Raw genomic sequence first — 25,067 nt, 5'->3', positions numbered from 1 at the left:
TACCCAACTTGGGTAACATCACCCTCGGTTGACCAAGTGCAGCGATCCGTAGTCCTCATGCCGGAGCGTGCCCGATGCCCGAGCCATCTCGCTCGAAGGAACTCCCGGTCAGCCTGCTCACGGACCCAGTGATGATCGAGGCATGCCAGGCCAGAGACTTCGGCCGCATCTTTCAGCTGGTCAAGGCACGAGCAGGCATCTATCCGTCGATGGTCGCGCGCCGCTGCGACCTGACCCCGAGCCGCGTGGGCGAGGTGATCGCCGGACGGCGGCAGTTGCTGCACATGGACGTGATCGAACGGATCTCGGACGGACTGCGCATCCCCGGCCACATGCTCGGCCTTGCCCGACGCTCCTGGGAGACGCCACCCACCCTGACGGTCGCGCCCCGCGAACCAGCCGAGGTACCGGCCTCAGCCGTCGAGCCGCTGGCCGCCGGATTACCGGGGGCGGACGTCGACAGCATCCTCGCCCTGGCGGCCGAGCGGCATCTCAGTGCCTCGACGCTGGACGCGCTGCACTCGTCGATCGCGGACTACTGGCGCCGGGACGACGAGCACGGCGGCGAGACCTTACGGCCGGCGGTCGTCGGCCAGCTCCGCTACGTCGTCGACCTCCTCAAGGAGCAGCGTCCGGCTCCTCTGCGGGACGGCCTGCACAGCATCGCGGCCGAGCTGGCCCGGCTCACCGGATGGACCTATTTCGACGCGCGTCAGTACAACCAGGCGCGTGCCTACTTCACCGAATCCCTCGGCCTGGCCAAGGCCATCGACGACCGTCAGTTCATGGCCAACGTCCTCGCCTGCATGAGCCTTCAGGCCACCTACCAGGACAAGCCCGGCGACGCCCTCGCACTGGTCACGGCCGCTCAGGACCAGGCCCGAACGGCCGTGGGGACGACACCGCGCGTGCTGGCCATGCTCGCGATGCGCGAAGCCTTCGCTCACGCCACCCTGGGCAACCACGGCGCGACTCACACCGCGATCTCGGAAGCCCACACCCACTTCGGACGGATCAGCACAGGTGATCCGGACCCGGCCTGGGTCGCCTACTTCGACGAACCGAAGCTGATCGTGGACACCGGCATCGCGCACGGCCGCCTGGGCGAAGCAGCCCTCGCCGAACCCCTCATTGCGGACGCGCTACGCCGCGAGCACGCATCGAACCACCGAGGCCGGGCCTTCCACGCCTTCTGGCTCGCCCGCACCCAGCTTCAGCGCGGCAAACTCGACGAGGCGTGCCACACGGCCATGGATGCCCTGGCCCCGGCGGCGGCCGTCAGCTCGCAACGAGTCGCCGGCCACCTGCGGGAGTTCTACGAGCAGCTGGAGCCCTTCCGTCGGGAACCGGCTGCGGTGGCGTTCGAGGCCCGACTCCGGGAAGTGCTGCCCCGCCAGATCAGCGGATCGCCTCGTCCATGAGCACGTAGAGCAGCCCGACCAGGGAGCCGCTGCTGACGATCTCGCGGCGGTCGATCATGCCCCGCACGTCGGCCAGCGGGATCCACTCGATCCGGTCCGACTCGTTCTTCTCGGTCGGCGGACCCTCGTACGTCGCTCCGTCAGCCCGGAAGACGTGGTGCTGGGAGTCGGTGATGCCGTTGGCCGGCTCGGCATAGATCAGCGACTTGATCGGGCCGGGCCGCCAGCCGGTCTCCTCCAGCACCTCACGGGCTGCCGCTTCAGCCGGGCTCTCGCCTTCCTCGACCAAGCCCATGGGCAGTTCCCACGCCCAGGCGTTGGTGATGAAGCGGTGCCGCCACATCATCAGCACCTCGCGCCGTTCGTTGACGACGGCAGCCACGGCCAAGTGCCGGAGCTTTACGACGTGGTGCTCCCAGCGGTTTCCGTCCGGCGTCTCGACGTCCGTGAGCCACAGGTTCACCCAGCTGTTCTCGTAGATCGGACGTTCCCCGTGGATCTTCCACTGCATCGCTGCGGCCCCTCTCGATCGGCCTCCAGCATCGCAGAGCTACAGCCACAGACTGCCAGGTTCAATCAAATTCACGTCATAGTGACGAATAGGTGGCCAGCCTGAGGGGACGCGGATGGTGGTGATTGGCCCTCGCCCAAGACCATGAGCGGGGCCAATCTGTTGTCAGCCAGTTACGAAGCCAGGGCTAGCTGTTGTTGCCTTCCTGACGACCGCGGCGACGCCACCGTGTTAGTGCACTTCGGCCGGCGAGTACACCGATAGTCGTGACAGTGCTTGCCGCCAGATTGGCGAGGATGTCGATGAGAAAGCCCTGCATGTGCTCTCCATGGGCAGCTTGAAGCTACCCACCGGATGAGCGGGCTTGCAGCGAACGTCACGTACGTGACTGGAAAGTGACCCCGTCCTCGCCCAGGGACTGCCCTAGCCATGCGGCAGCAGATTCATGGTAGCAACGAGACGTCCAACTCGGTGAAGCCCGCAGCTCGCATCTCGTCTACGAGGTGCCACCACCTTGTCGCTTCAACCTGGGGCGTGCGCGGGCATGCTGGGCACCTGAAGACGTATGAACTGCGACCCATCATGGACCCAGGCTCGGCGTCCCGCATTGGTGACGCGAAGTATCTGAAGGCATGGGTCATCCCATGGCTGCCATCAGCTTCGCGTCGAGCCATCGTCAGACGGACTCGCGCGTGCTGGCCCCTATCGGTGCATACGATCCCGACTCGGTACTCCTTGGCCATACCGACAGTCTCCTGTAACTCTTAAACCGTATGCGCACGTAACCTTCGGCAGCGATGATCGAGAGTTCCATCGCTGCAGTCGGAGTGTTGATATGCCCAATCAGGAGCAGGTCCTCTCGTACGCTCGCTCACTGGCCCAGACGTTGCAAGAAGGTCTGGTGTGGAAGCCCGGTCGGAACGAGGACGGTCGGGGCTGGTGGCAGATATCGGACCATCAGGAGCTTCCTGCCCTGATGGCGAACGCGTTCGCGGGCATGGAGTTTCTGCGCCAGTACGCCGGTGAGGACAGCTTCTGGACCTCCCGTGCTGCTGAGGTGTACCAAAGCAAGGGAGATAACCAGTCCACTGAGTCGGGAGCTCGCGCCGTCGGTGATGTCCTGCTTACCTGGGTTCGCCAGGTGGAAGCGGGCGTCAGTGAAATCGTGGGTGCTCGCGCTTGGTCGGAGGTCGGCCTGATCAGCACGGACATGATGGGCCAGGTACGGCGGCTACTGAGTGACAAGCAGACCCATCCTGCTGCGGCCATCGTGCTGTGCGGTGCAGCATTGGAGAGCGCACTACGGGCGCTGATTGAGGCCCGCGGGCTGGAACTGCCCGAGCGCCCCTCGCTCAGCACGTACTCGCAGCTTCTCCGTCGGGAGGAGCTGATCACCAAGCAGGAAGCGAAGGATCTTGAGCAAGTTGGGGGACTCCGGAATGCGGCGGCTCATGGTCAGTTTGAGGAGCTGAGTCGAGAACGCGCCGGCCTCATGGAGCAGCAGACCAACCTCTTGCTCAGCAGGATCTCTGAGCTTCACCTGTAGGACTGCTGCGGGGCGGTGCGATCGCGCCCGCGCCGGTCGCAGTGGACCCGGCGTGGACCGCGTGGCTCCACGGCGGCTGGTGGTGGGGTCGAGTATGCAGGTCAGGCGCGTGCGAGAGGCTTCCCGCAGCACCCTCTTGAAAACCGTCGTGGCGCGAGTCACCGTGGGTTCAAATCCCACACCCACCGCAGTGGAAAGCGGCCTCTGACCAGTACGCGTGGTCGGGGGCCGCTTTCGTCTGCCCGTCGCTCGGCACGCGAGGCTTCGAGGTGGCTCGGGACCGCTGCCCGGCCCGTGACCGGCCCTGCTCGGGCCCTCCCTCCGTGAGCGGGGCGACGCCGCATGTACGCGTGGCTCGGGATGCGGGACTCGGGTGGTGCCGTGATGCTGGAGGGGCTGGAACAGTGGCTAGGAGGGCCAGGATGTCTGTGATGGACAAGCTCAAGGGAATGCTGAAGGGTCACGAGGATCAGGCCTCCAAGGGCGTCGACAAGGCCGGTGATCTCGTCGACGGGAAGACGCAGGGCAAGTACAGCAGTCAGGTCGACACCGCCCAGGAGAAGCTCAAGCAGCAACTGGGAGAAACGGGTCGGACCCCGGACTCTCCGCCGCAGCCTCCGCCCCCGCCCCCGCCCCAGCAGTAGCGCGGCGGCGCGAACCGACCGTCAGGGGCGCCCCGGATTCGTGTCCGGGGCGCCCCTTCGGCGATGCGCGGGGGCACCCTTCCGGGGACGAGCGAGGAGTTCTCTCCGGGGGTGACGGAATCCCCCGCCGACGCTGTCCCGGGGCGTTCCTTCAGGGTTTCAATGGACGCTTCGAAGGGTGTGGCCGGAGGAAGGGGTTCTGTCGTGGTGCGGATCGTGCTCGTGCAGGGGGACATCACCGCCGAGGCCGCGGACGCGATCGTGAACGCCGCGAACTCCTCGTTGCTGGGCGGTGGAGGGGTCGACGGCGCCATTCACCGGAAGGGCGGTCCCGAGATCCTCGCCGCCTGTCAGGATCTGCGTCGCTCGCACTACGGCAAGGGGCTGGCGACCGGGCAGGCCGTCGCGACCACGGCCGGGCGGCTGCCGGCCCGGCATGTGATCCACACGGTCGGACCGGTCTGGTCGGCGGAGACGGACCGCTCGGAGCTGCTGGCCTCCTGCTACCGCGAATCCCTGAAGGTCGCCGACGAGTCGGGGGACCGGACGGTCGCGTTCCCCGCCATCTCCACCGGGATCTACGGCTGGCCGATGGACGACGGCGCGCGGATCGCCGTGGAGACGGTACGGGCGACCCCCACCGAGGTGGAGGAGGTCAGGTTCGTGCTCTTCGACGGGTCTGCCTACGCGGCCTTCGAGGCGGCCGCGGGGGAACGGGACGTCCCTTAGGGGTGTCGTGCCGATCAGGCCGGGCTCGCGGTGCGGTCGCACTCCATTTCTCTTCTGGTCTCCCGTTCGGTTTCCCCGTCCCGGGAACGCGCCGGCGTGTTCTTCCGGGAGGGAGATTGGCGGGAAATCTGCCGGAACGCTTCCTCCCTTGTGACGTACGGGCCGTGCCTGTCCTGAACTCTCTCTGCCCCGGTGAGCTGGGCCTTTCCTCATACTGACCTGGTTTATCGGCTTGTCCTCACGCTTGCGGGGGAATCAGGCGCTCCGGGGTGGTTCGCCGGGGATTCGGTGGGCAACTCTGGATTCGCGACGTCGAGCACAAAGGACCGGGGCGGTCGGCCAACTGCCTTGGAAATAGCCGTACTTCAGAACACTTCAGAGCAGTTCCGTGCAGCAGGACCAGCTTTCAGTTCCCGGAGGAACAGACATGGCAAGCATCCGTACCGCCCGCATCCTCGCCGTTGCCGCCGCCCTGCCCGTCGCCGCCGTGCTCTTCGCCGGGGTGGCCCAGGCGGACAACGGCGGGTTCGCGGACAACGGATCGAACACGAGCGTCGCCTCGATCGTCGGCAGCGGCGTGGGTGGGGACAACTTCGGCAACTCGACCACGACGCAGCAGGTGGCGACGGGTTCCGGTGCCTCCAATCAGAACAACACGGCCAGCGTGAACGGCTCCGGCTTCACCCACATCGCGCAGAGCAACCCGGTGGTCAACTTCAACCCGTGGTGGTGATCCGCCCCGCACGGCAGCCGGCCCGACGGGGGGCGTGAGCGCGGTGTGAACGACGGCCTGTGCGCCGGTGCTTCGGTACCGGCGTGCGGGCCGTCGCGCTTGTGTGCGCGGGGGCACCCGGTCGGTCGACGACCTTGACAGAGGTCCTGAATCTGACGGACAGTCAGAAACCTCAGTCGTCCCACGGGAGGCCGTCGCCGTGCACCTCGCCCCGACCGAGCGGCAGCTACGGCTGCGCGCCGAACTCCGCGCGTACTTCCGGGACGTGATGCCCGACGGTCCGCCCTCCGCCACGGACACCGCCGCCCAGCGCCGGCTGCTCCGCCGGATCGGCGCCGACGGGCTCCTCGGCCTCGGCTGGCCCGAGGAGTACGGCGGACAGGGCCGCGGCCCCGACGAGCAGTTCGTCTTCTTCGACGAGGCCTACCGTGCGGGCGCCCCCGTCTCGATGGTCACCCTCAACACCGTCGGACCCACCCTCATGGCCTACGGGACCGAGGATCAGAAGGCCTTCTTCCTGCCCCGGATCCTCCGCGGCGAGACCGTCTTCGCCATCGGGTACAGCGAGCCCGAGGCCGGCACGGACCTCGCCTCCCTCCGGACGCGGGCGGTCCGCGACGGCGACTCCTGGCTGATCGACGGCCAGAAGATCTTCACCTCCAACGCCCAGAACGCCGACTGGATCTGGCTCGCCTGCCGCACCGATCCCGACGCGCCCCCGCACCGGGGCATCTCCATCGTCCTCGTCCCCACGGACACCCCCGGGTTCTCCTGGACCCCGATCTCGACCGTCGGCGGTCTGACGACCACGGCCACCTACTACGACGGGATACGGGTCCCCGCCGGGAACCTCGTCGGGCCCGAGCACGGGGGCTGGGGACTCATCACCAACCAGCTCAACCACGAGCGGGTCGCCCTCGCCGCGATCGGCATGCAGGCCGAGGACTTCTTCGCGGCCGTGCTCGACCGGGCCCGTACCCCCGATCCGGTGACGGGCAGGCGCCGTATTGACGAGCCGTGGGTCCGGATCCGAGCCGCCGAAGCGCATGCCCGGCTGGCGGCGACACGCCTGCTGAACTGGCGTTTGGTCGGCGATGTGGGGGCCGGCCGACTGGCCCCGGGGGATGCGAGCGGCGTGAAGTTCGCGGGAACCGAATCGGCGGTGGAGGTGTATCGAATATGTCAGGAGATCGCGGGTGGGCCGGGGACGGTGCGAGCGGGATCGCCGGGGGAGTTCGACGGCGGTGAGCTGGAGCGCATGAACCGGGCCGCGCAGATCAACACCTTCGGGGGAGGGGTGAGCGAGGTGCAGCGCGAGATCGTCGCGAGGATGCGGCTCGGCATGAAGGGAAGGGGGCGGCGATGACCCTCACGGAGCGGGACGGGGCGGCGGGGCCGCCGGAAGGGCCGGAGGGCCTGTACGAGCGGCTCGCGGGGTTCGCGGGGCGGGCCGCCGCCACCACGGGCCTCGGCAAGGACCCGGTCAACCTGCCCATGATCAGGCACTGGTGCGAGGCCATGGGGGACGCCCACCCGGCGTACCGGGGGGCGGACGCCGTCGCGCCGCCCACGATGCTCCAGGCCTGGACGATGGGCGGCCTCTCGGGGCACACGGACCGCACCTCCGCCCACGAGGAGATGTTCGCCCTCCTCGACGGCGCCGGATACACCTCCGTGGTCGCGACCGACTGCGAGCAGGAGTACCTGAGGCCGCTGCGGCCCGGCGACGAGATCACCTTCGACACCGTCATCGAGTCCGTGTCGGAGCTCAAGACCACCAAGCTCGGGACGGGGCACTTCGTCACGACCCGGACGGACGTCCACGCCGACGGCGAGCTCGCGGGCACCCACCGCTTCCGCATCCTGAAGTACGCGCCCGCGGCCAGGCCCCCGAAGCCCGACGCCCGGGGCGCCGGCCCGAAGCCCGCCGCCCCGGGCGCCACCGCGCAGTCCGTCGTCCCGGCCGCCGCCACCCCGAAGTCCGTCGTCCCGGTCGCCACCACCCCGAAGTCCGCCGTGCGGCCGCGGCCGGTGATCAACCGGGACAACGCCGGGTTCTGGGAGGGAGTGGCCGCGCACCGGCTGCTCATCCAGCGCTGCGGCGACTGCGCGGCCCTCCGCCTCCCCTGGCTGCCCGGCTGCGCCGACTGCGGCTCGCGGGAGTGGGACACGGTCGGGGCGAGCGGCGAGGGGACGGTCTATTCGTACGTGGTGATGCACCACCCGGCCTTCCCGGCCTTCGACCCTCCGTACGCGGTGGGACTGATCGAACTCGCCGAGGGCGTACGGATGATCAGCAACGTGGTGGGCGTGCCGTACGACAAGGTGCGGATCGGGATGCCGGTGCGGCTGGAGTTCCTGCGGGTCGACGAGGAGCTCGAGCTGCCCGTCTTCCGCGCGGAAGGGGAGGACTGACATGGACTTCACCCCCACCGAGGAGCAGGAGGCGGCCCGGGAGCTGGCCGCCCGGATCTTCGCCGATCTCGCCACCCACGAGCGGCTCAGGGCGGCCGGCACCGGAACGGACTCCGAGCTCTGGAAGGCGCTCTGCGCCGCCGGCCTTCCCGGCGCCGTCGAGGAGATCGGACTGCTCGGCCTGGTCCTGCTCCTGGAGGAGCAGGGGCGGGTGACGGCCCAGGTGCCCTTCGCGGCGACCTGTGTGTACGGGATCCTCGCCGTCGCCCGGTACGGCACGGAGGAGCAGCGCGCCCGGCTGCTGCCCGGCCTCCGCGACGGTACGACGGTGGTGACGGGGGCCTTTCCTGCGTCCGGCGCGGTCGCCCCGCGCGACGGGCGGCTCAGCGGGGCCGTGGACTGGGTGCCGTGGCTCAGGGACGCCACCCATGTCCTCGTGCCGGACGGGAACGGCACCCTGTGGCTCGTCCGCACCGAGGACGCGGCCCCGGTGGATCCCGTCGAGCTCACCGCACCCTGGTCCGCCGGCCGGCTCGTCCTCGACGGGACGCCGGGGGAGCGGCTCGGTGCCGGGGACGCGGCGGGCGGTGCCGGGGCGGACGTGCTCGCCGCCGCCCGGATCGCCTTCGCGGGGCTCCAGGCGGGGGTCTGCGCGGGCTCGCTCGCCAGAGCCGTGGAGTACACCTCGGTACGGGAGCAGTTCGGCCGCCCGCTCTCCACCCACCAGGCCGTCCAGCTGCGGGCCGCCGACGCCCATATGGACACCGAGGCCATCCGGGTCACCGCCTACGAGGCCGCCTGGCGCTTCGACGAGGGCCTGGACGCCGGCGGCGCGGCGCTGACCGCCGCCTGGTGGGCCTCGGAAGCGGGGAAACGGGTCGTGCACGCCGGGCAGCATCTGCACGGCGGCATGGGCGCGGACCTCGACCACCCCGTCCACCGGCACTTCCTGTGGGGCCGGCAGCTCGACGCCCATCTCGGCTGCGGCACCGAACTCCTCGCCGAACTCGGCGACCTGCTCGCTGAAGGAGACCTGTCATGAAGGCCGGGGACGAGCTGCCGCCGCTGACGATCCCGATCACCCGCACCCTGATCGTCGCCGGGGCCGTCGCCTCCCGGGACTACCAGGACGTCCACCACGACGCCGAGCTGGCCCGGGAGAAGGGATCCCCGGACATCTTCATGAACATCCTCACGACGAACGGTCTCGTCGGCCGCTACATCACCGACCACTTCGGCCCCCACGCGGTCCTCCGGAGGGTCGCCATCCGGCTCGGCGCCCCCAACCACCCCGGCGACACCATGGTGCTGACCGGCACGGTCACCGAGGTCGATGGGGGCACCGCGCACGTCCGGGTCGTCGGGGCCAACGGAATCGGGCACCACGTCACCGGGACGGTCACCGTGGAGGTGCCGCGATGAGCCTCCGCACCAGGGACGGACTCGGCGGCCGGGCGGCCGTCGTCGGTATCGGGGCCACCGAGTTCTCCAAGGACTCGGGCCGCAGCGAACTCTCCCTCGCCGTCGAGGCGGTGCGGGCGGCTCTGGACGACGCCGGGCTCGCCCCCGCCGACGTCGACGGCATGGTGACCTTCACCATGGACACCAACCCCGAGATCACGGTCGCCCAGGCGTCCGGCATCGGTGAGCTGTCCTTCTTCTCCCGGGTGCACTACGGAGGTGGGGCCGCCTGCGCCACCGTCCAGCAGGCGGCGCTGGCCGTCGCCGCCGGGGTCGCCGAGGTCGTGGTCTGCTACCGGGCGTTCAACGAGCGCTCCGGGCGGCGCTTCGGCTCCGGGGTCCAGCAGCGGGAGCCCTCCGCCGAGGGGGCCGCGCTCGGCTGGCAGCTCCCCTTCGGGCTGCTCACCCCGGCCTCCTGGGTCGCGATGACCGCCCAGCGGTATCTGCACACCTACGGGCTGACACCGGACGCCTTCGGCCATGTGGCCGTCACCGACCGGCGGCACGCGGCCCGGAACCCCGCCGCGTACTTCCACGGGAAACCGATCACGCTCGCCGACCACGCGGCCTCGCGCTGGATCGTCGAACCGCTCCGGCTCCTCGACTGCTGCCAGGAGACCGACGGCGGCCAGGCGATCGTCGTCACCTCCGTCGAGCGCGCCCGTGACCTGCGACGCCCGCCCGCCGTGATCCTGGCGGCGGCGCAGGGCGCGGGGCGGAAGCAGGAGGCGATGACCAGCTTCTACCGGGACGAGCTGACGGGCCTTCCGGAGATGGGCGTGGTGGCCCGGCAGCTCTGGCGGACCTCCGGGCTGGCGCCGTCCGACATCGACGTGGGCATCCTCTACGACCACTTCACCCCGTTCGTGCTGATGCAGTTGGAGGAGTTCGGCTTCTGCGGGCCGGGGGAGGCGGCCGACTTCGTCGCGGCCGACGCGCTCCCGCTGAACACCCACGGCGGGCAGCTCGGTGAGGCCTATCTGCACGGCATGAACGGCATAGCGGAGGCGGTACGGCAGCTCCGCGGCACCTCCGTGAACCAGATACCCGGGGCGGAGCGGACCTTGGTCACGGCGGGCACGGGGGTTCCCACGTCCGGGTTGATCCTGGGCACGGACGGCTGAGGCGACGGCCCCTGCGGTGGCCGGGCGGGGCGCGCGGTTCTTCACTCGCGCCATGAGCACCCACGCACCGCCCGAGCGCGGACCCGACCCCGGCCCCCACTCCGGACCCGCTTCCGCACCCCATTCCGGACCCGCTTCCGCACCTCACTCCGGACCCGCTTCCGCACCCGACTCCGCACCGTCCCCGTCTTCGGCCCGTTCGCAGCCGTGCGCCCTGTTCCGTTCGGGTTCGGGTTCCCGTTCTCGTCTCCGCTCCCGCTCGCGGTCCTCGGCGCCTCCCGGGGTGCGGACCGTGGTCACCGCCCTGCTGGCGGTGCTGGCCGGGGCGGCTCTGCTCACCGCGCCCGTCCCGGCCTCGGACGCCCGGCGGGGAGCCGACGACAGGAACTCGACCGGCCCCACCGCTGTCGCCGCCCCCACGTACTACACGGGTCGGGCCTTCGACACCTGTGAGGCACCGTCCCTCGCGGTGATGAAGGCCTGGCGCAGCTCCCCGTACGGGGCCGTCGGGATCTACTTCGGCGGCCGGGGGCGCGGCTGCCCGACGCAGCGGGAGCTGACCCCCGCCTGGGTCGCCTCCGCCCACGCCATGGGCTGGCGGCTGCTGCCCCTGTTCGTCGGCTCGCAGGCGCCGTGTGTGGTGGCCGCCGCCAAGCGGCCCTTCGCCATCGGCAGCAGCCCCGTGAGCCAGGGCACCCGGGAGGGGGGCGAGGCGGTACAGGCGGCGCGGGCCCTCGGGCTGGGCACGAGCAGTCCGCTCTACCTCGACATCGAGGCGTACCGGGCGGGTGACGCGCCCTGCGCCGCGACCACCCTCTCGTTCGTCCGCGCCTGGAGCAGGGAGGTGCTGCGTCTCGGCTATGTGCCCGGCTACTACAGCAGCGCCGACACGGGGGTACGGGACATCGAGGCGGCACGGCGGGCTGGTACGGCGGACCTGCCGGCGGTGATGTGGTTCGCGCGCTGGCAGGGACGGCCCGCGCTGTACACGGAGTCGGTGCTGCAACCGCAGGCCTGGATGCCGCACGCCCGGATCCACCAGTACGCGGGCAACGTCGCCGAGGCGTACGGCGGGCGCCGTCTCCTCATCGACCGGAACGAGATGGACGCGCCCGTCGCCAGCGTCACGCCCGCCACCGACCGCGTGACCGGGGCCCCGGGCCCACGGCCGCGTGGGTGACCGCGCGGCCCCCGGCCGAGGCCCCGGCCCCCTCCCGCCCCCCGTCCCGACCCTGACGCGCCCCCGAAGGGTCTCCACCCAGAGGAGGTCGGGGCGTCCCCGCCCCTACAACCTGAGGCGGACTGCGGGTCGGGACCTGGGGCCGATCCGCCGGGTACCCCCTTCCTCCTAGCGTGGAGCCATGACTCCGCCACCCTCTGGCCCCGTCTGCGCCGGTGCCTCGCAGTACGCGTCGTACTCGACCTTCTCCTCGTACGTACGGGCGCGTGGGCCCGTACTCCTGCGCACCGCGCGCTCCCTGACCGCCAACCCCTGCGACGCCGAGGACCTGCTCCAGACCGCGCTCGCCAAGACCTTCGTGGCCTGGGAGCGCATCGAGGACCACCGCGCCCTGGACGGCTATGTCCGTCGCGCGCTGCTGAACACCCGCACGTCGCAGTGGCGCAAGCGCAAGGTCGACGAGTTCGCCTGCGAGGAGCTGCCCGAGCCCGCCGGTCTCCCGGAGCCGGACCCGGCCGAGCGGCAGGTGCTGCACGACGCGATGTGGCGGGCGGTGCTGAAGCTTCCGGAGCGGCAGCGTCAGATGGTGGTCCTCAGGTACTACGAGGACCTCAGCGAGGCCCAGACGGCCGAGGTGCTCGGGGTCTCCGTCGGCACGGTGAAGAGCGCGGTGTCGAGGGCGCTCGGCAAGCTGCGTGAGGATCCGGAACTGACGCCCGTCCGGTAGGAAACCGCAGGAATCGGTACAGCGGGTCACTCATGCCAGTGATCACTGGCAATTTCCGTACCCCCGGGTAGTGACATACCGCGCGGTACGTGCGCAGAATCTGCACACCCTTTCTGCCACGTAGCGCCCACCGGGAGGACGCCCCGTGTACAGCACCATGCAGGACGTACAGCTGACCGTGAGCCGCATCCTCAAGCACGGGATGACGATTCACGGGAAGTCGATCATCACCACCTGGACGGGCGAGCCCGAGCCGCAGCGCCGCACGTTCGCGGAGGCCGGAGCACGCGCGCACCAGCTGGCCAACGCCCTGCGCGACGAACTCGGGGTCGTCGGCGACCAGCGGGTCGCGACCCTGATGTGGAACAACTCGGAGCACGTCGAGGCGTACTTCGCGATCCCCTCGATGGGCGCCGTCCTGCACACCCTGAACCTCCGTCTGCCCCCCGAGCAGCTGGTGTGGATCGTCAACCACGCCGCCGACCGGGTCGTCCTCGTCAACGGCTCCCTGCTCCCGCTCCTCGCCCCGCTGCTGCCGCACCTGCCGACGATCGAGCACATCGTGGTCGCGGGCCCCGGGGACCGGTCCGTCCTGGACGGCGTGGCCCCGCGCGTGCACGACTACGAGGAGCTGATCGCGGGCCGTCCGACCACGTACGACTGGCCCGAGATCGACGAGCGCTCGGCCGCCGCGATGTGTTACACCTCCGGCACCACCGGCGATCCCAAGGGCGTCGTCTACTCCCACCGTTCGATCTACCTGCACTCGATGCAGGTGAACATGGCCGAGTCGATGGGCCTCACGGCCAAGGACACGACGCTGGTCGTCGTCCCGCAGTTCCATGTCAACGCCTGGGGCCTGCCGCACGCCACCTTCATGACCGGCATCAACATGCTCATGCCGGACCGTTTCCTCCAGCCGGCCCCGCTCGCCGAGATGATCGAGCGCGAGAAGCCGACGCACGCGGCCGCTGTTCCCACCATCTGGCAGGGTCTGCTCGCCGAGGTCACCGCCAACCCCCGTGACCTCTCCTCGATGTCCCAGGTCACCATCGGCGGCGCGGCCTGTCCGCCCGCCCTCATGGAGGCGTACGACCGGCTCGGCGTCCGGCTCTGTCACGCCTGGGGCATGACCGAGACCTCCCCGCTGGGCACGATGGCCCACCCGCCGCACGGCCTGACCGCCGAGGAGGAGTGGCCGTACCGCGTCACGCAGGGCCGTTTCCCGGCCGGCGTCGAGGCCCGCCTGGTCGGCCCCGCCGGCGAACACCTGCCCTGGGACGGCGAGTCGGCCGGCGAGCTGGAGGTGCGCGGCACCTGGATCGCGGGCTCGTACTTCGGTGGCATCGACGCCGAGGCGATCCGGCCGGCGGACAAGTTCAGCGAGGACGGCTGGCTCAAGACCGGCGACGTCGGCGTGATCAGCCCCGATGGCTTCCTCACCCTCACGGACCGGGCCAAGGACGTCATCAAGTCCGGCGGCGAGTGGATCTCCAGCGTCGAGCTGGAGAACGCGATCATGGCGCACCCGGAGGTCGCGGAGGCCGCCGTCGTCGCCGTGCCGGACGAGAAGTGGGGCGAGCGTCCGCTGGCGACCGTCGTCCTCAAGGAGGGGGCGACGGCGGACTACGAGACGCTGAAGGCCTTCCTCGCCGACGAGGGCGGCATCGCCAAGTGGCAGCTGCCGGAGCGCTGGGCGATCGTGCCGGCGGTGCCGAAGACGAGCGTGGGCAAGTTCGACAAGAAGGTCATCCGCCGGCAGTACGCGGAGGGCGAGCTGGACGTGACCCAGCTGTAGCCGGCGGCGGTGCGAAGGGTACGGGGAGGGCTTCGGTGACGAAGCCCTCCCCGTACCCGTGTGCGCCGGAGGCTAGTTGGTGCCGATCTTGGCGAGCAGGTCGACGATCCGCGCCTGCACCTCGCCGCTGTTCGAGCGCTCGGCGAGGAAGAGGACCGTCTCGCCCGAGGACAGCTGCGGCAGCTCCTCCTCGGCCAGGTCGGTGGAGGTGTAGACGACGAGCGGGGTGCGGTTCAGCTGCCCGTTCGCCCGCAGCCAGTCGATGATCCCGGCCCGGCGGCGGCGTACCTGCATCAGGTCCATCACCACCAGGTTCGGCTGCGTCTGGGTGGCCAGGGTGACCGCCTCGGTGTCCGTGGCCGCCCGTGCGACCTGCATCCCGCGCCGCTCCAGGGTGGCCGCGAGCGCCCCCGCGATGTCCTCGTTCTCCTCGATCAGCAGGACCCGGGACGGGTGCTGCTCGCTGTCGCGCGGTGCGAGCGCCTTGAGGAGGACGGCCGGGTCGGCGCCGTACGCCGCTTCCCGGGTCGCCTGACCGAGCCCGGCCGCGAGCAGCACGGGCACCTCGGCGGCGACGGCGGCCTGACGGAGCGACTGGAGCGCGGTACGGGTGATGGGGCCGGTCAGCGGGTCGACGAAGAGCGCGGCCGGGAAGGCGGCGATCTGGGCGTCGACCTCCTCGCGGGAGTGCACGATCACCGGCCGGTAGCCCCGGTCGCTCAGCGCCTGCTGGGTGGAGACGTCGGGGGCGGGCCAGACGAGCAGCCGGCGCGGGTTGTCGAGGGGCTCCGGCGGCAGTTCGTCGTCGACGGGGCGCGGCGCGGGCCGGTTGGCGACCTCGACGGCGCCGCCCGGGCCGTCGAGCGGCTCGGGGCCCTCGTCGGAGCCCTCGGCGGGCGCTCCTATGGCGTACGCGCGGCCCTCCGGGGCGGCGGGGACGAGCCCGAGCGCGGCCTCCGGCGTCTCGCCGCCGGCCGGCGCGGGGAGCGCTGCCGGTGCGGGGAGCGCTGCCGGTGCGGGCGGGTCGATCTCGGGCGGGGTGGCGAGCCTGCGCCGCCGTCCTGAGCCGTTGGAGGGCGCGCCGGGGGCCGCCGGTACGGAAGATGCTGCCGGGGCGCCAGGTGCCGCCGGGGCGGCGGCCGGAGCCGCGGGGGAAGGGGTGGCCACGGGGGCCGGGGGGACGAAGGGAACGCCCTGCCCGAGGGTCCGGACGCTGAACGCCCGTCCCTGGGTCGAGTCCTTCGGCATGGGCAGCTCGGGCGGCAGCGGTACGGAACCGGTGCCGGGACCGGAACCCGTGCTGTTCCGGGGCTCGGACCGCGGAGCGGACTCCGCCTGCGCGTCCGAGGGGGCCTGAGCGTCCGGCTCGGGCGGCGGAGGCGTGACGGCCCGGCGACGTCCGGTCGGTTCGGCCGGCGGGATCACGGGCGGGATCGCCGCCCGCGTCGGACCCTGCGGCTGCGGCTGTGTGTGCGGATGGGGCTGCGGGGGCGTGTGACCGGCGCCCGGGACACCCCGTACGGCCTCGTGCCGCCCCTCGTCGGAGACGGGCGGCGGTCCGGCGGCGGGAGTTCCCCCCGGCCCGGTGAACGGCATGGCGAACGGTGCGTCGAAGGGCCCGTCGAACGGGGCGACGACCGGCTCGGGAGCGCGGTCGGCATCGGCCGGCGGCAGCGCGAACGGCGTCCGGGGCCCGGCCTCGGCGGCGGCCGCCCGCTCCTGCGCGGCGGCGAGCGCACGGCGGCGGCGCCCGCTCGGCCGCGCCTCGGGCGCGGCCTCGGCGGAGGCGACGGCCGGCAGGGCGCGGGCCTGCGCGGGAGCACCCGAGGGCTCGACGGAGACACCCTGCGGCGGCACTGCGGCGCCGAGTGCGGCCCGCCCCTGCGCACCCTCGGCGGCGGTCACCACGGACCCCTCTGCGGGCCGCCCGCGACGACGTCCGGTCGGCTCGACGACGGAAGCGGCGGACGCGCCGGAAGAGGCGGAAGTGCCCGGAGCGACCGGGACGCCCGCGGAGCCGGAGCCGGGACCGGAGACGACGGCGGGCACGGCCGAGCCGGCGGCCGGGGCGACGACCGCGTCGGCGGCGGCGTTCTGCTGGGCAGGGATCAGCTCGGCGGGTCCGCCGGAGGCCTCTCCCGTACGGGCACGGCGGCGGCCACTGGGCTCCGCGCCGCCCTCGGGGGCGACCGAGCTCTCCAGGAAGGCGTCCGTGGAGCCGCGCCGGGCCCGACGCCGTCCTCCGCCGGAGGTCTCGGGCGAGTCGGCGGGCGGTGCCGTGACGGGTGCGGACGCCTGCGCGGGCAGCGCGAGAGCCTCCCGCACACCACCGATCGGCCCACCGCCCGGGCCACCGGCCGAGCCACTGCCCGGGCCGGTCCCCAGCCCGCCGGCCGAGCCGCCGACCGGTCCGGTCGTCGGACCGTCCGGCCTCGTCTCCGTCGCGGGGACGGTGCCCCGCCCGGCGCCGAGCGGGACTTCGAGGACGTACGCGCCGCCGCTCGTCCCCGGCACCTCATGGGTCTGCACGACACCGCCGTGCGCCGCCACGATCCCGCGGACGACCGGCCCGTGGACCGGGTCGCCGCCCGCGTACGGTCCGCGGACCTCGATCCGTACGACGTCACCGCGCTGCGCGGCCGCGACGACGATCGTGGAGTCGGCCGGTACGGAGCCCTGGGCCGTGGCCCGGTTCTTGCCGGTCGCGTCGACGCCCGCGACGTCCGCGACGAGATGCGCGAGCGCCGTCGCGAGCCGGGTCGCGTCGACCTCGGCCTCGATGGGCGGCGCGTGGACGGCGAACTGGGCGCGGCCCGGCCCGATCAGCTCGACGGCCCCGTCGATGCCGGCCGTGACGACTCCGTCGAGGAGCGCGACGCGCTTGTCGAGCTTCTCCGTGCCCGCGTCCAGGAGCTGGTAGCCCAGGACGTTGTCGACGAGCGCCGTCATCCGCGCGTACCCGGCGGCGAGGTGGTGCAGGACCTGGTTGGCCTCGGGCCACAGCTGTCCGGCGTCGTCGGCGGCGAGGGTGCCCAGCTGGGTGCGCAGCTCCTCCAGGGGGCCGCGCAGCGACTCGGCGAGGACGGCCGTCAGCTGCTCGTGCCGGGCGGCGAGGGAGGCGTACCGCTCCTGCTGCGCCTCCCGCTCGGCGGCGTTCCGCTCGGCGCGGTCGGCGAGTTCGGCGGTGTGCTCCTCGACGAGCTGCTCGTACGGCCTGCGGTCGGTGAAGGTCATGACCGCGCCGACGAGCTGGTCGCCGTCGCGGACCGGAGCGGTCGTCAGGTCGACCGGCACCCGGTCGCCCTTCTTCGCCCACAGGACCTGCCCGCGGACGCGATGCTTGCGCCCGGACTTGAGGGTGTCGGCGAGCGGCGACTCCTCGTACGGGAAGGGTTCGCCGTCGGGCCGCTTGGCGAGGATCAGCGGGTGGAGCTCCTGCCCGCCGAGTTCGCCGGCGCGGTAGCCGAGGATCTGGGCGGCGGCGGGGTTGACCAGGACGACCCGGCCGTCGGTGTCCGTGCCGACGACGCCCTCGGCCGCGGCGCGCAGGATCATCTCGGTCTGCCGCTGCGAGCGGGCGAGTTCGGCCTCGGTGTCGAGGGTGCCGGTGAGGTCCCGTACGACCAGCATGAGGAGCTCGTCGCCGGTGTAGCCGCCGTACGAGTCGTAGGCCTCGCGGCCGTCCTCCAGGCTGGCGCTGGTCACCTCGACGGCGAATTCGCTGCCGTCGGTACGCCGGGCGATCATCCGGGTCGGCTTGGTGCGGCCGCGCTCGTCGGTGCCCTCGGGGCGGCGCATCGAACCCGGGATGAGCCGGGAGTCGAAGCCGGGCAGGAGATCGAGCAGCCCGCGCCCGACGAGTGCGGTGCCCGGAGTCTCGAACATGCCGAGGGCGATCGTGTTGGCGTTGACGACCGTGCCGTTGCAGTTGACGAGCACGAGCCCGTCGGGGAGGGCATCGAGTATGGCTGCGAGGCGAGCAGCGCCTCGGGATGGCCTGCTGCTCACGACGACGCTTCCTCCCAGACGCACTGCACGTGCTCGCCCTATCGGCCGGCCGGCCCCATCTTGCCCCTCGGGCCGCAGCCTGTCACTGAGGGGAGTCTAAGGGAGCCTCCGGGGGGCAACCCTGCCTCATCCCCTGACAAGGGGAAGGACCGGCTCCAGATTCTCCCAGCGATCGATCTCGCAGCCGTCGGCGCGGGAGAACCTGGCGTCGACCGTACGGCCCTGCCAGGTGCCGGTGACGCGGGCGACGGCGGGCCCGCCGTACACCTGTGTGCAGAGCCGGTCGGCGGGCACGGGCTCGAACGGGTTCGCGCCCTCCTCCGCGAGCCGGCCCAGGCGCTCACAGGCGTGCTCACGGGCCGGGTGGTTCCCGCCGGCCACGCCGTCGCAGCTCAGCTCGAAGGTGCCGTCGGCGTCCGGAACGCCGCTCTCGGCCACGGTCACGGTCAGCGAGTCGGGCGGCGACAGCAGTGGCAGCGGCGGCAGCGCACCGAACCCGGCGGTGCCGGCGGCGGTGGCGAGGGACGCGAGGACGAGACGGCGCAGCATACGAATCTCCAGGAGCGGGGTGTACGACGGGCGCGGGTGCACGGCGCGCCCGCCCCCTCTAACGCTCCGGGCGCCGGGGCGTTGCGCAAGCGGGGTGCGCCGGGCGGGGAGGGAGCGGCTCCGGAGGAGGCCGCGGGGTGTCGGCGGACGCCACGAGGATGCCGTGGGGCTTTGCCCTCGACCCCGGAGGCCTAGTACGGTGAGAATCGATTGGTGACAGCCGGTTCGCCTGTGTCATCATCTGCACGCACCGACCGCGCATGCGCGAGGTGCATGGAGGCGTCGCCTAGTCCGGTCTATGGCGCCGCACTGCTAATGCGGTTTGGGTCTTAAAGCCCATCGAGGGTTCAAATCCCTCCGCCTCCGCCCCTACCGAAGCCCCGGCCCACAAGGCCGGGGCTTCGGCCGTTCCCGGCCCGCCCGCACCCCGTCCCACCAGCCTCGCCATCCACGGCTCGTGCGGCGTTTTCGCAGGTCACAAGGGGTGGGGCAATCGGATTTCACATGGCGGCGGCAGTCATGTAATGTTCTTCCTGTCGCCGCGAGCGGGTCGAAAGACCGGGGAGCGAAGACAAAACAAAAGAACAAGCACTCGTAGCTTAACGGATAGAGCATCTGACTACGGATCAGAAGGTTGCAGGTTCGAATCCTGCCGAGTGCACACAGATCAGAGGCCCCCTGGACATCGTCCAGGGGGCCTCTGGCATCAGTGGGTGACATCAACGTCCTGTCACGCGCACTCTCCTCAGAACCCACTGCAGGTGGCTGCCGCCGATGGCCCGGAGGCGATAGCTGTCTTTGGCGAGTCGTTGTCCACGCTCACTGAGCATGTGGCCGTCCCTCCTGACCCGCTCAGACTGATGAGCAGTGATCCACCCTTCATGAAGCCCTTCGTCTTCAGGGTCTTCCGCCACGGCAGTTTCTCGACCGTCTCGGATCTTGACGAGATGCCATCGTCGTTCCAGAAGGAGTAGGCGATGGTTACGTCTCTTGCGTCGCCAGTAACCGCGTACTCCACCGTGACTTCTTTCGACACTTCGTTGGAGATGCCCGCGATGACGGCTACGCATCCGCCTGCCGCCAGCAGGACCAGGATGAGCAGCACCCACGGCCACTTTCGCCGCTTCTTCTTTGGCGGTGCTGCTCCATAAGGTGCGCCACCGCCCGGCGGGGCCTGCCAGCCTGCCCCGGCGTGAGGCTGCTGTGCACCCTGCCCCCACGGCTGCTGGTACGGATCTGGGCGGGGCTCTTGCCCTGATGGGGGTTGGTTCATGCCATCAGCGTCCGACTGCACGCTCAGGCGCGCTACTCCGCTTTCGGGTCCTGGCGCCCGTTCGGTTGACGATGCGAGGGCGAGTCGTGGTCGTTCTCGCCTTGGTCGGTCTCCAACCCCAGAGCGTCGTCCATTCGCTCGGCCGCCGCCCTGCATGCCGGCCTGCATCCCGTCCTGCTGCGGGGGTCGGTGGCCCGGCCGGTCGACGTGGTGAAGATGAGCCCACCCGGCTGGTGCTCCAGCGGCTTCCACTTCTCGCCGGCCACCTTCCGTTCCTGCAACTGCTGACAGTGGCACGCACGCACGCCGGCCAAGACCTTGGTGGTCGAATGCTCGATTGGGCAGGCGACCAGGCGTATCGTTCCGGCGCTCAGTGGCTCCGGCTCGACGCGTGGACCACGAACAGGCCGCTTCAGGACTACTACCTTCGTCACGGATTCCAGCACGTGCGAACGGTCACGGAGGGCGGTGCCGTGAACGGGGGACCCAGGGTTTCGGGATGGCTTGCGCAGCGGCCCGCTCGGCCGACCAACTATCGAGAGTTGATGGACGCGACCCGTCCCACTCAAGCGTTGTGATCGTTGGGCGGTCGGCTGCGCGACCCACGTGCGGGCCGCCAGCCGACCGGATTCAGTCCCGTCTCCGCCTGTCGTCAGATCAGCCCGACTGCGGAGAACGCCGACAGGAAGAGGGTCATGCTTACGGCGAAGGCGCCGCCGCCGTAGAGGAAGGCTTCCGCTAGCGAGGCACCTGTCGTGCTGACGAGGATGCCGGCTACCAGCGCAACCACGAGGGCGAGAGTTGCCGCGAGCAGGACAGTGAGGATCCTTGTGGTGCGGACGGGCTGTACGGGCTGTGAAACCAAGAACTCATTCCCTCCTGAAACGGAGGGTGGTTGGGCAAAAAAAGACAGACCTCAGCCCAACCACCCAGATGGGTGTTTGACCTGAGATCTGCAGACGCTCAGTTTCACAGCTTGTTCGTTTGCCGGAGCGGCGCTGGTCTAAGCCCCGCTTGACTACACGGCACAGCATCCCATTTGCGTCATGGGACTTCTGCCACTGCAACGGTAGCAGGACTGGCAACCGGTGCGAGGCGTAATGATGAAAAGCGATGCGCAGCTGGAAGACAGAGCCTGACATCAGCAGCTGACATCAACGCCCATGTACACCAGCGCATGTGGCCGGACGTCGAGTCACCGCGGGCCTTGGTCCGACGGGCTCCAGGCCTGGGGACGACGTCGAAGTGCGCGAGTTGGCACCCGCCTACGGATCAGAAGGTTGCAGGTTCGAATCCTGCCGAGTGCACACAGGCAAGAGGCCCGGACGAGAGTCCGGGCCTCTTGCGTTGTCGGCTCGCCGTCGGCGCGACGCGCCCAGCGGCCGGACCGATCGCTCAGCGCCGCAGAGCGGGGCGTGGGGGTTCGCTGGAATCGGGTCGACTTGGCACGCCGCGCGCGCGATCCTCGGCCTGGACCGAACCGAGGAGACAGGTTGATCACGGAGTACCAGCAGCGCAGGCGCGATCGCTACCTTGCCGCCCCCGTCATGTCGGCGCCGGCGCCCTGGCAGCCGGTCATGGACCGCGGGATCCCGGTCGGAGGCCTCATCGGCATCGGCTTCGCGGTGCATCCGGACACCGGGCACGATCTCGTCATGGCCGTATCTCACGACGGACACGGACTCTTCGACGCGGTCACCGGCGAGAAGATCGCGCGCGACCGGGATCCCGACCCCGCCACCAGCACCCCCGACGCGCACCCGGACCTCGCCTGCCCCGGACTCGGTCCCGTCGCGGGCGTCGAGATCCGCATCGCCGGCCTCTTCGGCGGCGGTCCGCACAGCACGACCTCGGACGGTTGGACGGTGGATGTCGTCAGTCCCGACTGGCCCCACGACCGCGTCATCCTCTCCGCCGACGGCGGAGTGCACAGGGGAGCGGCGGGAGGCAGTTGGTGGCATGTCCTCCACGCCGACCACGCGGAGCTGCGCGCCGCCGGATTCTCGCCGGCCGGTCGCACCCTGGCGGTCGCGACCAGCGGTGACCTCACCCTCTGGACCCGCCCTCGGTTCCGCGGTGGGGAGGGAGCGGCCGCAGAGGCGTCCGGGGCCTTCGGCGTTGTCGGGGTGGGGGGTTAGGGTCGGATGATCGTTCTTTCTCTTTGAATGTGGGGGTTGGGGCATGGCGCTCTTCGGGAACGCGCACGCGATAGATCCGGCGCAGGCGCAGCAGGACTACGCGCGGCTGCTCGGGCCGGGGGAGCAGGTGCACGCCGCGTACCTGCTGATCCGCGACACGATCTTCTTCACCGACCGGCGGCTCGTGCTGGTCGACAAGCAGGGCATCACCGGCAAGAAGGTCGAGTACCACTCGATCCCGTACCGGAGCATCACGCACTTCGCCGTCGAGACGGCCGGCACCTTCGATCTGGACGCCGAGCTGAAGATCTGGATCTCGGGCAGCCAGCTGCCCGTGCAGAAGACCTTCACCAAGGGTGTCGACATCTACGAGGTGCAGGCGATCCTGACGCAGTTCGTCGCGAAGTAGCCGACGGCGCGCGCCTCCTCGTCCGTTCGGGCCGGGCCGACCCGGTCGACGGTCCGGGCGCGCGTGGGGCGTACGCGTACGCCTAGTCGTGGGGGAGGGATTCCGGGGGGTATACCCGGAAATCTCTCCCCTTTTGGGTGAACCTGTCTGATTTGCATGTCAGTTGAATATGCCCTCGGCCTAGCTTGCGAAGCGGAGGTGATGATCGATGGACGCGATCGACATCGATGACTTGGTGCGTGCCGCCACCGGTGCGCCCCTGCGGCGGCTGACCGGGCCCGACGGGACCCATTGGTTCCCCGTGGTGGATGTGGCGAAGCGGCTGGGATACACGGGGACACGGGAGGCGCTGCGGACGGTGGCGCTGCCCGGGACGTGTCTGGCGTCCGCCCGGGAGCTCGCCGGAGAGGAGGAGTTCCTCGGCCGGTACGGGATCCGGGCGTCGACGCGGATGGTGAGTCTCCAGGGACTCGTCCAGCTCGTCGGGGCGTGCCGGAGGCCGGAGGCCGGGCCGTTCAGGGCGTGGACGGCCGAGGTCATAGCGGCGGTCCAGCGGTACGGGGGATACGGGCTCGAACCCTCGCCCGTGCACGCCGGGTTCGTCCTTCCGCCGGAGCTCGTGGACGTCCTGGTCGACCTGGAGGGGCAGTTCGACGAGCGGGCCGCGGCGTACGCCGAGCACACCGAGTACGCGGAGCTGCTCCGCGAGACCCGGCGGAGTCTCTCAAGGGTCGCCGAATCCCTTGAGCGGCTCTCCGTGCCCCGCCAGCGCACCGGCGCCGCCGCCGTCGCGCTCTCTCCGCAGGAGCTCGTCGAGTCCTGGGCGCTCACCGGCGACGTGCGGACGGTCGCCGGCTGCCTCGCGCCCGGGCTGGTCAGGGGCGGTGTCCGCTACCGGACCCAGGACGTCACCCGGCGCACCGGTCTCTCCCGCGAACGGGTCCGCGACTGCGTACGCCTTCTCCTCGAAGCCGGCTGTATGCGGGAGGTGGGCGAACCCGACGCGGACGGGGCGCGGATCTACGTCCTGCCCTGAACGGCCGGTGGTGGCACCGCCACCACCTGGTACGCGTCCGCGTAGACGATCCTGCCCGGGTTCGCCGACTCCAGGCGCACGCAGGGCACCCCGTGGTCCCTGAGGATGCGCAGATACGGGGCGACCCGGGCCAGTGCCTCGGTCGCCGTCGGGAGGAACCAGGCGGCCGCGCCCGGGTTCAGCTCCGGGTCGTAGACCGTCGGGTCGGCCGTCGACGGGTTCGGGAAGTGGGCGTCGTACCAGTCGTTCGAGGCACGCCAGATCGCCCGGTCCCCGGGCGAGAGCCGGCCCTCCCGCGCCAGGGCGTTGGCCAGGCCGAAGACCCCGGGGTGGTGGCCCCGGGGGCTCCGGTCCGGGGACTGGAAGCGGATGTGGCGGAGACTGGACATCCGAGGAGCATAGGGAGGCGTGGGCGTGGAGTGGCGGTGCCGGAGGATCACCTGGAGGGGTGGTGTGCCCGGGCTCGGGTGGAGCGGCGGGAGGGTCAGCCCGCTCGCGTACGGGCAGTGGCTCGCCTTCCGGGCCGTGGGAGCGCGGCGGTGTCCCGGCGCCCGGGGGAACCCCTGTCCGCTGGAGGCCGTGGTGCCCGGCCGGGCCACCGGTGGGCGGTGCGCGGAGTGCGCGCGGCTGGACCGGGCCCACTCCGTCGCCGCCGACACCTTCCTGGACGACCCGCAGCCGTACCGCGTGTACCTGGCCTGGTTCGGGCCCGGTATGACCAAGGTGGGGATCACCGCCGAGGCGCGGGAGGAGGCCCGGCTCCTGGAGCAGGGCGCCGTCACGTTCAGCTGGCTCGGGCGGGGGCCGCTGATGGCCGCCCGGCGCACCGAGGAGGTGCTGCGGCAGGCGCTGGGGGTGCCCGACCGGGTGGCGTACGAGCGGAAGCGGGCTGCCCGCCACACGCTGCCGTCCGCCTCGGCCCGTGCCGGGGAGGTCGAGGAGCTGCACCGGCGTGCGGGGGAGGTCGGCGGCTGGACGGAGACCCTGGAGCCGCTGGAGTTCGTCGCGCGCGACCATGCGGAGGCCTTCGGTCTCGACGGGCTGCCGCCGCTCGCCGGCACGGTCTCCGAGCTGGTCGACGGGGGTGTCGTCACCGGGCGGCTGCTCGCCGCGGCCGGTCCGGATCTGCATCTTCTCGATCCCGGCGGGCGCTGTCTCGCCCTCGACACCCGGCTGATGGGCGGGTGGGTGCTCCAGGGCGCGGGGGAGGGGGAGGGTTTCTCCGTGCCGGTGTCGGAGGTGGTGTCCGTCGTCGACCCGAGCACCCAGGGGGAGCTCTTCTGAGGGGCGGCGGTCGCTTCGTAAAGTCTTGGATCCCTTTGCCCGGCGGCCGTGGACAGCGCCGCCCGGACCCGGCGAGGGTGA

At 71.1% G+C, this 25,067-nt stretch carries 23 protein-coding genes, 2 tRNA genes and 1 pseudogene; 20 read left to right on the top strand and 6 right to left on the bottom strand.

What is annotated here, in order from left to right; translation table 11 throughout:
- Window positions 1–74: 74 nt before the first annotated feature.
- On the top strand, window positions 75–1,421 hold the full coding sequence (locus tag ACH4MY_RS05510) for a hypothetical protein (RefSeq protein ID WP_397997904.1): 1,347 nt from the start codon (window positions 75–77) through the stop codon (window positions 1,419–1,421).
- Here the strand turns inward: ACH4MY_RS05510 and ACH4MY_RS05505 are convergent.
- Window positions 1,399–1,932, bottom strand: coding sequence for an NUDIX hydrolase (locus tag ACH4MY_RS05505; protein ID WP_358759639.1), 534 nt, complete (start codon window positions 1,930–1,932; stop codon window positions 1,399–1,401). The genes ACH4MY_RS05510 and ACH4MY_RS05505 overlap by 23 nt on opposite strands.
- A gap of 835 nt (window positions 1,933–2,767) precedes the next feature.
- Here ACH4MY_RS05505 and ACH4MY_RS05500 point away from each other — a divergent pair.
- The 12 genes from ACH4MY_RS05500 (at window position 2,768) to ACH4MY_RS05445 (ending at window position 14,289) form a co-directional block, all read left to right on the top strand.
- A complete protein-coding gene (locus ACH4MY_RS05500; protein ID WP_358759640.1) occupies window positions 2,768–3,478 on the top strand; it encodes a DUF4145 domain-containing protein in 711 nt (236 codons plus the stop codon).
- Window positions 3,479–3,900: 422 nt separating this feature from the next.
- Window positions 3,901–4,122 carry an antitoxin gene (locus ACH4MY_RS05495; RefSeq protein WP_397997900.1) on the top strand — a complete coding sequence of 74 codons (222 nt, stop codon included), beginning with the start codon at window positions 3,901–3,903 and terminating at the stop codon, window positions 4,120–4,122.
- A 204-nt stretch (window positions 4,123–4,326) separates the two neighbouring features.
- Complete coding sequence (locus ACH4MY_RS05490) at window positions 4,327–4,851, top strand: O-acetyl-ADP-ribose deacetylase (protein ID WP_397997897.1); 525 nt, start codon at window positions 4,327–4,329, stop codon at window positions 4,849–4,851.
- A gap of 427 nt (window positions 4,852–5,278) precedes the next feature.
- The gene (locus ACH4MY_RS05485) at window positions 5,279–5,584 is read left to right on the top strand and encodes a hypothetical protein (protein WP_397997894.1); all 306 of its coding nucleotides are present in this window, start codon (window positions 5,279–5,281) and stop codon (window positions 5,582–5,584) included.
- A 199-nt stretch (window positions 5,585–5,783) separates the two neighbouring features.
- Window positions 5,784–6,950 (top strand): acyl-CoA dehydrogenase family protein, encoded by a 1,167-nt coding sequence (locus ACH4MY_RS05480; RefSeq protein ID WP_397997891.1) that lies wholly within the window; start codon window positions 5,784–5,786, stop codon window positions 6,948–6,950.
- A complete protein-coding gene (locus ACH4MY_RS05475; protein ID WP_397997887.1) occupies window positions 6,947–7,999 on the top strand; it encodes an OB-fold domain-containing protein in 1,053 nt (350 codons plus the stop codon). Before ACH4MY_RS05480 ends, ACH4MY_RS05475 begins: the two co-directional genes overlap by 4 nt.
- Before the next feature lies 1 nt (window position 8,000).
- Entirely contained in the window at window positions 8,001–9,041 is a 1,041-nt protein-coding gene (locus tag ACH4MY_RS05470; RefSeq protein WP_397997884.1) for an acyl-CoA dehydrogenase family protein, read from the top strand.
- Complete coding sequence (locus ACH4MY_RS05465) at window positions 9,038–9,421, top strand: MaoC family dehydratase (RefSeq protein WP_397997881.1); 384 nt, start codon at window positions 9,038–9,040, stop codon at window positions 9,419–9,421. Before ACH4MY_RS05470 ends, ACH4MY_RS05465 begins: the two co-directional genes overlap by 4 nt.
- Window positions 9,418–10,584 carry a lipid-transfer protein gene (locus ACH4MY_RS05460; RefSeq protein ID WP_397997878.1) on the top strand — a complete coding sequence of 389 codons (1,167 nt, stop codon included), beginning with the start codon at window positions 9,418–9,420 and terminating at the stop codon, window positions 10,582–10,584. Before ACH4MY_RS05465 ends, ACH4MY_RS05460 begins: the two co-directional genes overlap by 4 nt.
- Before the next feature lie 292 nt (window positions 10,585–10,876).
- Entirely contained in the window at window positions 10,877–11,764 is an 888-nt protein-coding gene (locus ACH4MY_RS05455) for a DUF1906 domain-containing protein (protein WP_397997875.1), read from the top strand.
- Window positions 11,765–11,945: 181 nt separating this feature from the next.
- Entirely contained in the window at window positions 11,946–12,491 is a 546-nt protein-coding gene (locus tag ACH4MY_RS05450; protein ID WP_266894292.1) for a SigE family RNA polymerase sigma factor, read from the top strand.
- A gap of 145 nt (window positions 12,492–12,636) precedes the next feature.
- A complete protein-coding gene (locus ACH4MY_RS05445; RefSeq protein WP_397997873.1) occupies window positions 12,637–14,289 on the top strand; it encodes a long-chain fatty acid--CoA ligase in 1,653 nt (550 codons plus the stop codon).
- Between the two features lie 72 nt (window positions 14,290–14,361).
- Here ACH4MY_RS05445 and ACH4MY_RS05440 read toward each other — a convergent pair whose 3' ends face one another.
- Complete coding sequence (locus tag ACH4MY_RS05440) at window positions 14,362–18,297, bottom strand: PAS domain-containing protein (protein WP_397997870.1); 3,936 nt, start codon at window positions 18,295–18,297, stop codon at window positions 14,362–14,364.
- A gap of 126 nt (window positions 18,298–18,423) precedes the next feature.
- Window positions 18,424–18,846, bottom strand: coding sequence for an SSI family serine proteinase inhibitor (locus ACH4MY_RS05435; protein WP_397997867.1), 423 nt, complete (start codon window positions 18,844–18,846; stop codon window positions 18,424–18,426).
- 275 nt (window positions 18,847–19,121) lie between these two features.
- Between ACH4MY_RS05435 and ACH4MY_RS05430 the strand changes: the two genes are divergently transcribed.
- Window positions 19,122–19,212, top strand: a tRNA-Ser gene (locus tag ACH4MY_RS05430).
- A gap of 222 nt (window positions 19,213–19,434) precedes the next feature.
- Window positions 19,435–19,507: transfer RNA gene (locus ACH4MY_RS05425), tRNA-Arg, on the top strand.
- A gap of 84 nt (window positions 19,508–19,591) precedes the next feature.
- Here ACH4MY_RS05425 and ACH4MY_RS05420 read toward each other — a convergent pair.
- Window positions 19,592–19,951 carry a hypothetical protein gene (locus ACH4MY_RS05420; protein ID WP_397997864.1) on the bottom strand — a complete coding sequence of 120 codons (360 nt, stop codon included), beginning with the start codon at window positions 19,949–19,951 and terminating at the stop codon, window positions 19,592–19,594.
- A gap of 440 nt (window positions 19,952–20,391) precedes the next feature.
- On the opposite strand from ACH4MY_RS05420, the pseudogene ACH4MY_RS05415 reads away from it, so the two are divergent.
- Window positions 20,392–20,697 (top strand): annotated as a pseudogene (locus ACH4MY_RS05415) (GNAT family N-acetyltransferase); the annotation flags it as partial.
- Window positions 20,698–20,771: 74 nt separating this feature from the next.
- Here ACH4MY_RS05415 and ACH4MY_RS05410 read toward each other — a convergent pair.
- Complete coding sequence (locus tag ACH4MY_RS05410) at window positions 20,772–20,909, bottom strand: hypothetical protein (RefSeq protein WP_397997861.1); 138 nt, start codon at window positions 20,907–20,909, stop codon at window positions 20,772–20,774.
- Window positions 20,910–21,612: 703 nt separating this feature from the next.
- Between ACH4MY_RS05410 and ACH4MY_RS05405 the strand changes: the two genes are divergently transcribed.
- From ACH4MY_RS05405 to ACH4MY_RS05395, 3 genes are all read left to right on the top strand, one after another.
- Window positions 21,613–22,257 carry a hypothetical protein gene (locus tag ACH4MY_RS05405; protein ID WP_397997858.1) on the top strand — a complete coding sequence of 215 codons (645 nt, stop codon included), beginning with the start codon at window positions 21,613–21,615 and terminating at the stop codon, window positions 22,255–22,257.
- Between the two features lie 43 nt (window positions 22,258–22,300).
- On the top strand, window positions 22,301–22,666 hold the full coding sequence (locus tag ACH4MY_RS05400; RefSeq protein WP_327163245.1) for a PH domain-containing protein: 366 nt from the start codon (window positions 22,301–22,303) through the stop codon (window positions 22,664–22,666).
- A 208-nt stretch (window positions 22,667–22,874) separates the two neighbouring features.
- Window positions 22,875–23,702, top strand: coding sequence for a BRO family protein (locus ACH4MY_RS05395; protein WP_397997854.1), 828 nt, complete (start codon window positions 22,875–22,877; stop codon window positions 23,700–23,702).
- On the opposite strand, the gene ACH4MY_RS05390 is transcribed toward ACH4MY_RS05395, so the two are convergent.
- On the bottom strand, window positions 23,687–24,091 hold the full coding sequence (locus tag ACH4MY_RS05390) for a hypothetical protein (protein WP_397997851.1): 405 nt from the start codon (window positions 24,089–24,091) through the stop codon (window positions 23,687–23,689). The genes ACH4MY_RS05395 and ACH4MY_RS05390 overlap by 16 nt on opposite strands.
- Before the next feature lie 64 nt (window positions 24,092–24,155).
- Between ACH4MY_RS05390 and ACH4MY_RS05385 the strand changes: the two genes are divergently transcribed.
- A complete protein-coding gene (locus ACH4MY_RS05385) occupies window positions 24,156–24,986 on the top strand; it encodes a DUF2797 domain-containing protein (protein ID WP_397997848.1) in 831 nt (276 codons plus the stop codon).
- Window positions 24,987–25,067: the final 81 nt, after the last annotated feature.

Source organism: Streptomyces sp. NPDC017246 (assembly GCF_044331325.1).
Taxonomy (GTDB): domain Bacteria; phylum Actinomycetota; class Actinomycetes; order Streptomycetales; family Streptomycetaceae; genus Streptomyces.
Note: the sequence above shows the minus strand (reverse complement) of the source record. Positions and strands in the feature narration are given on the sequence as shown.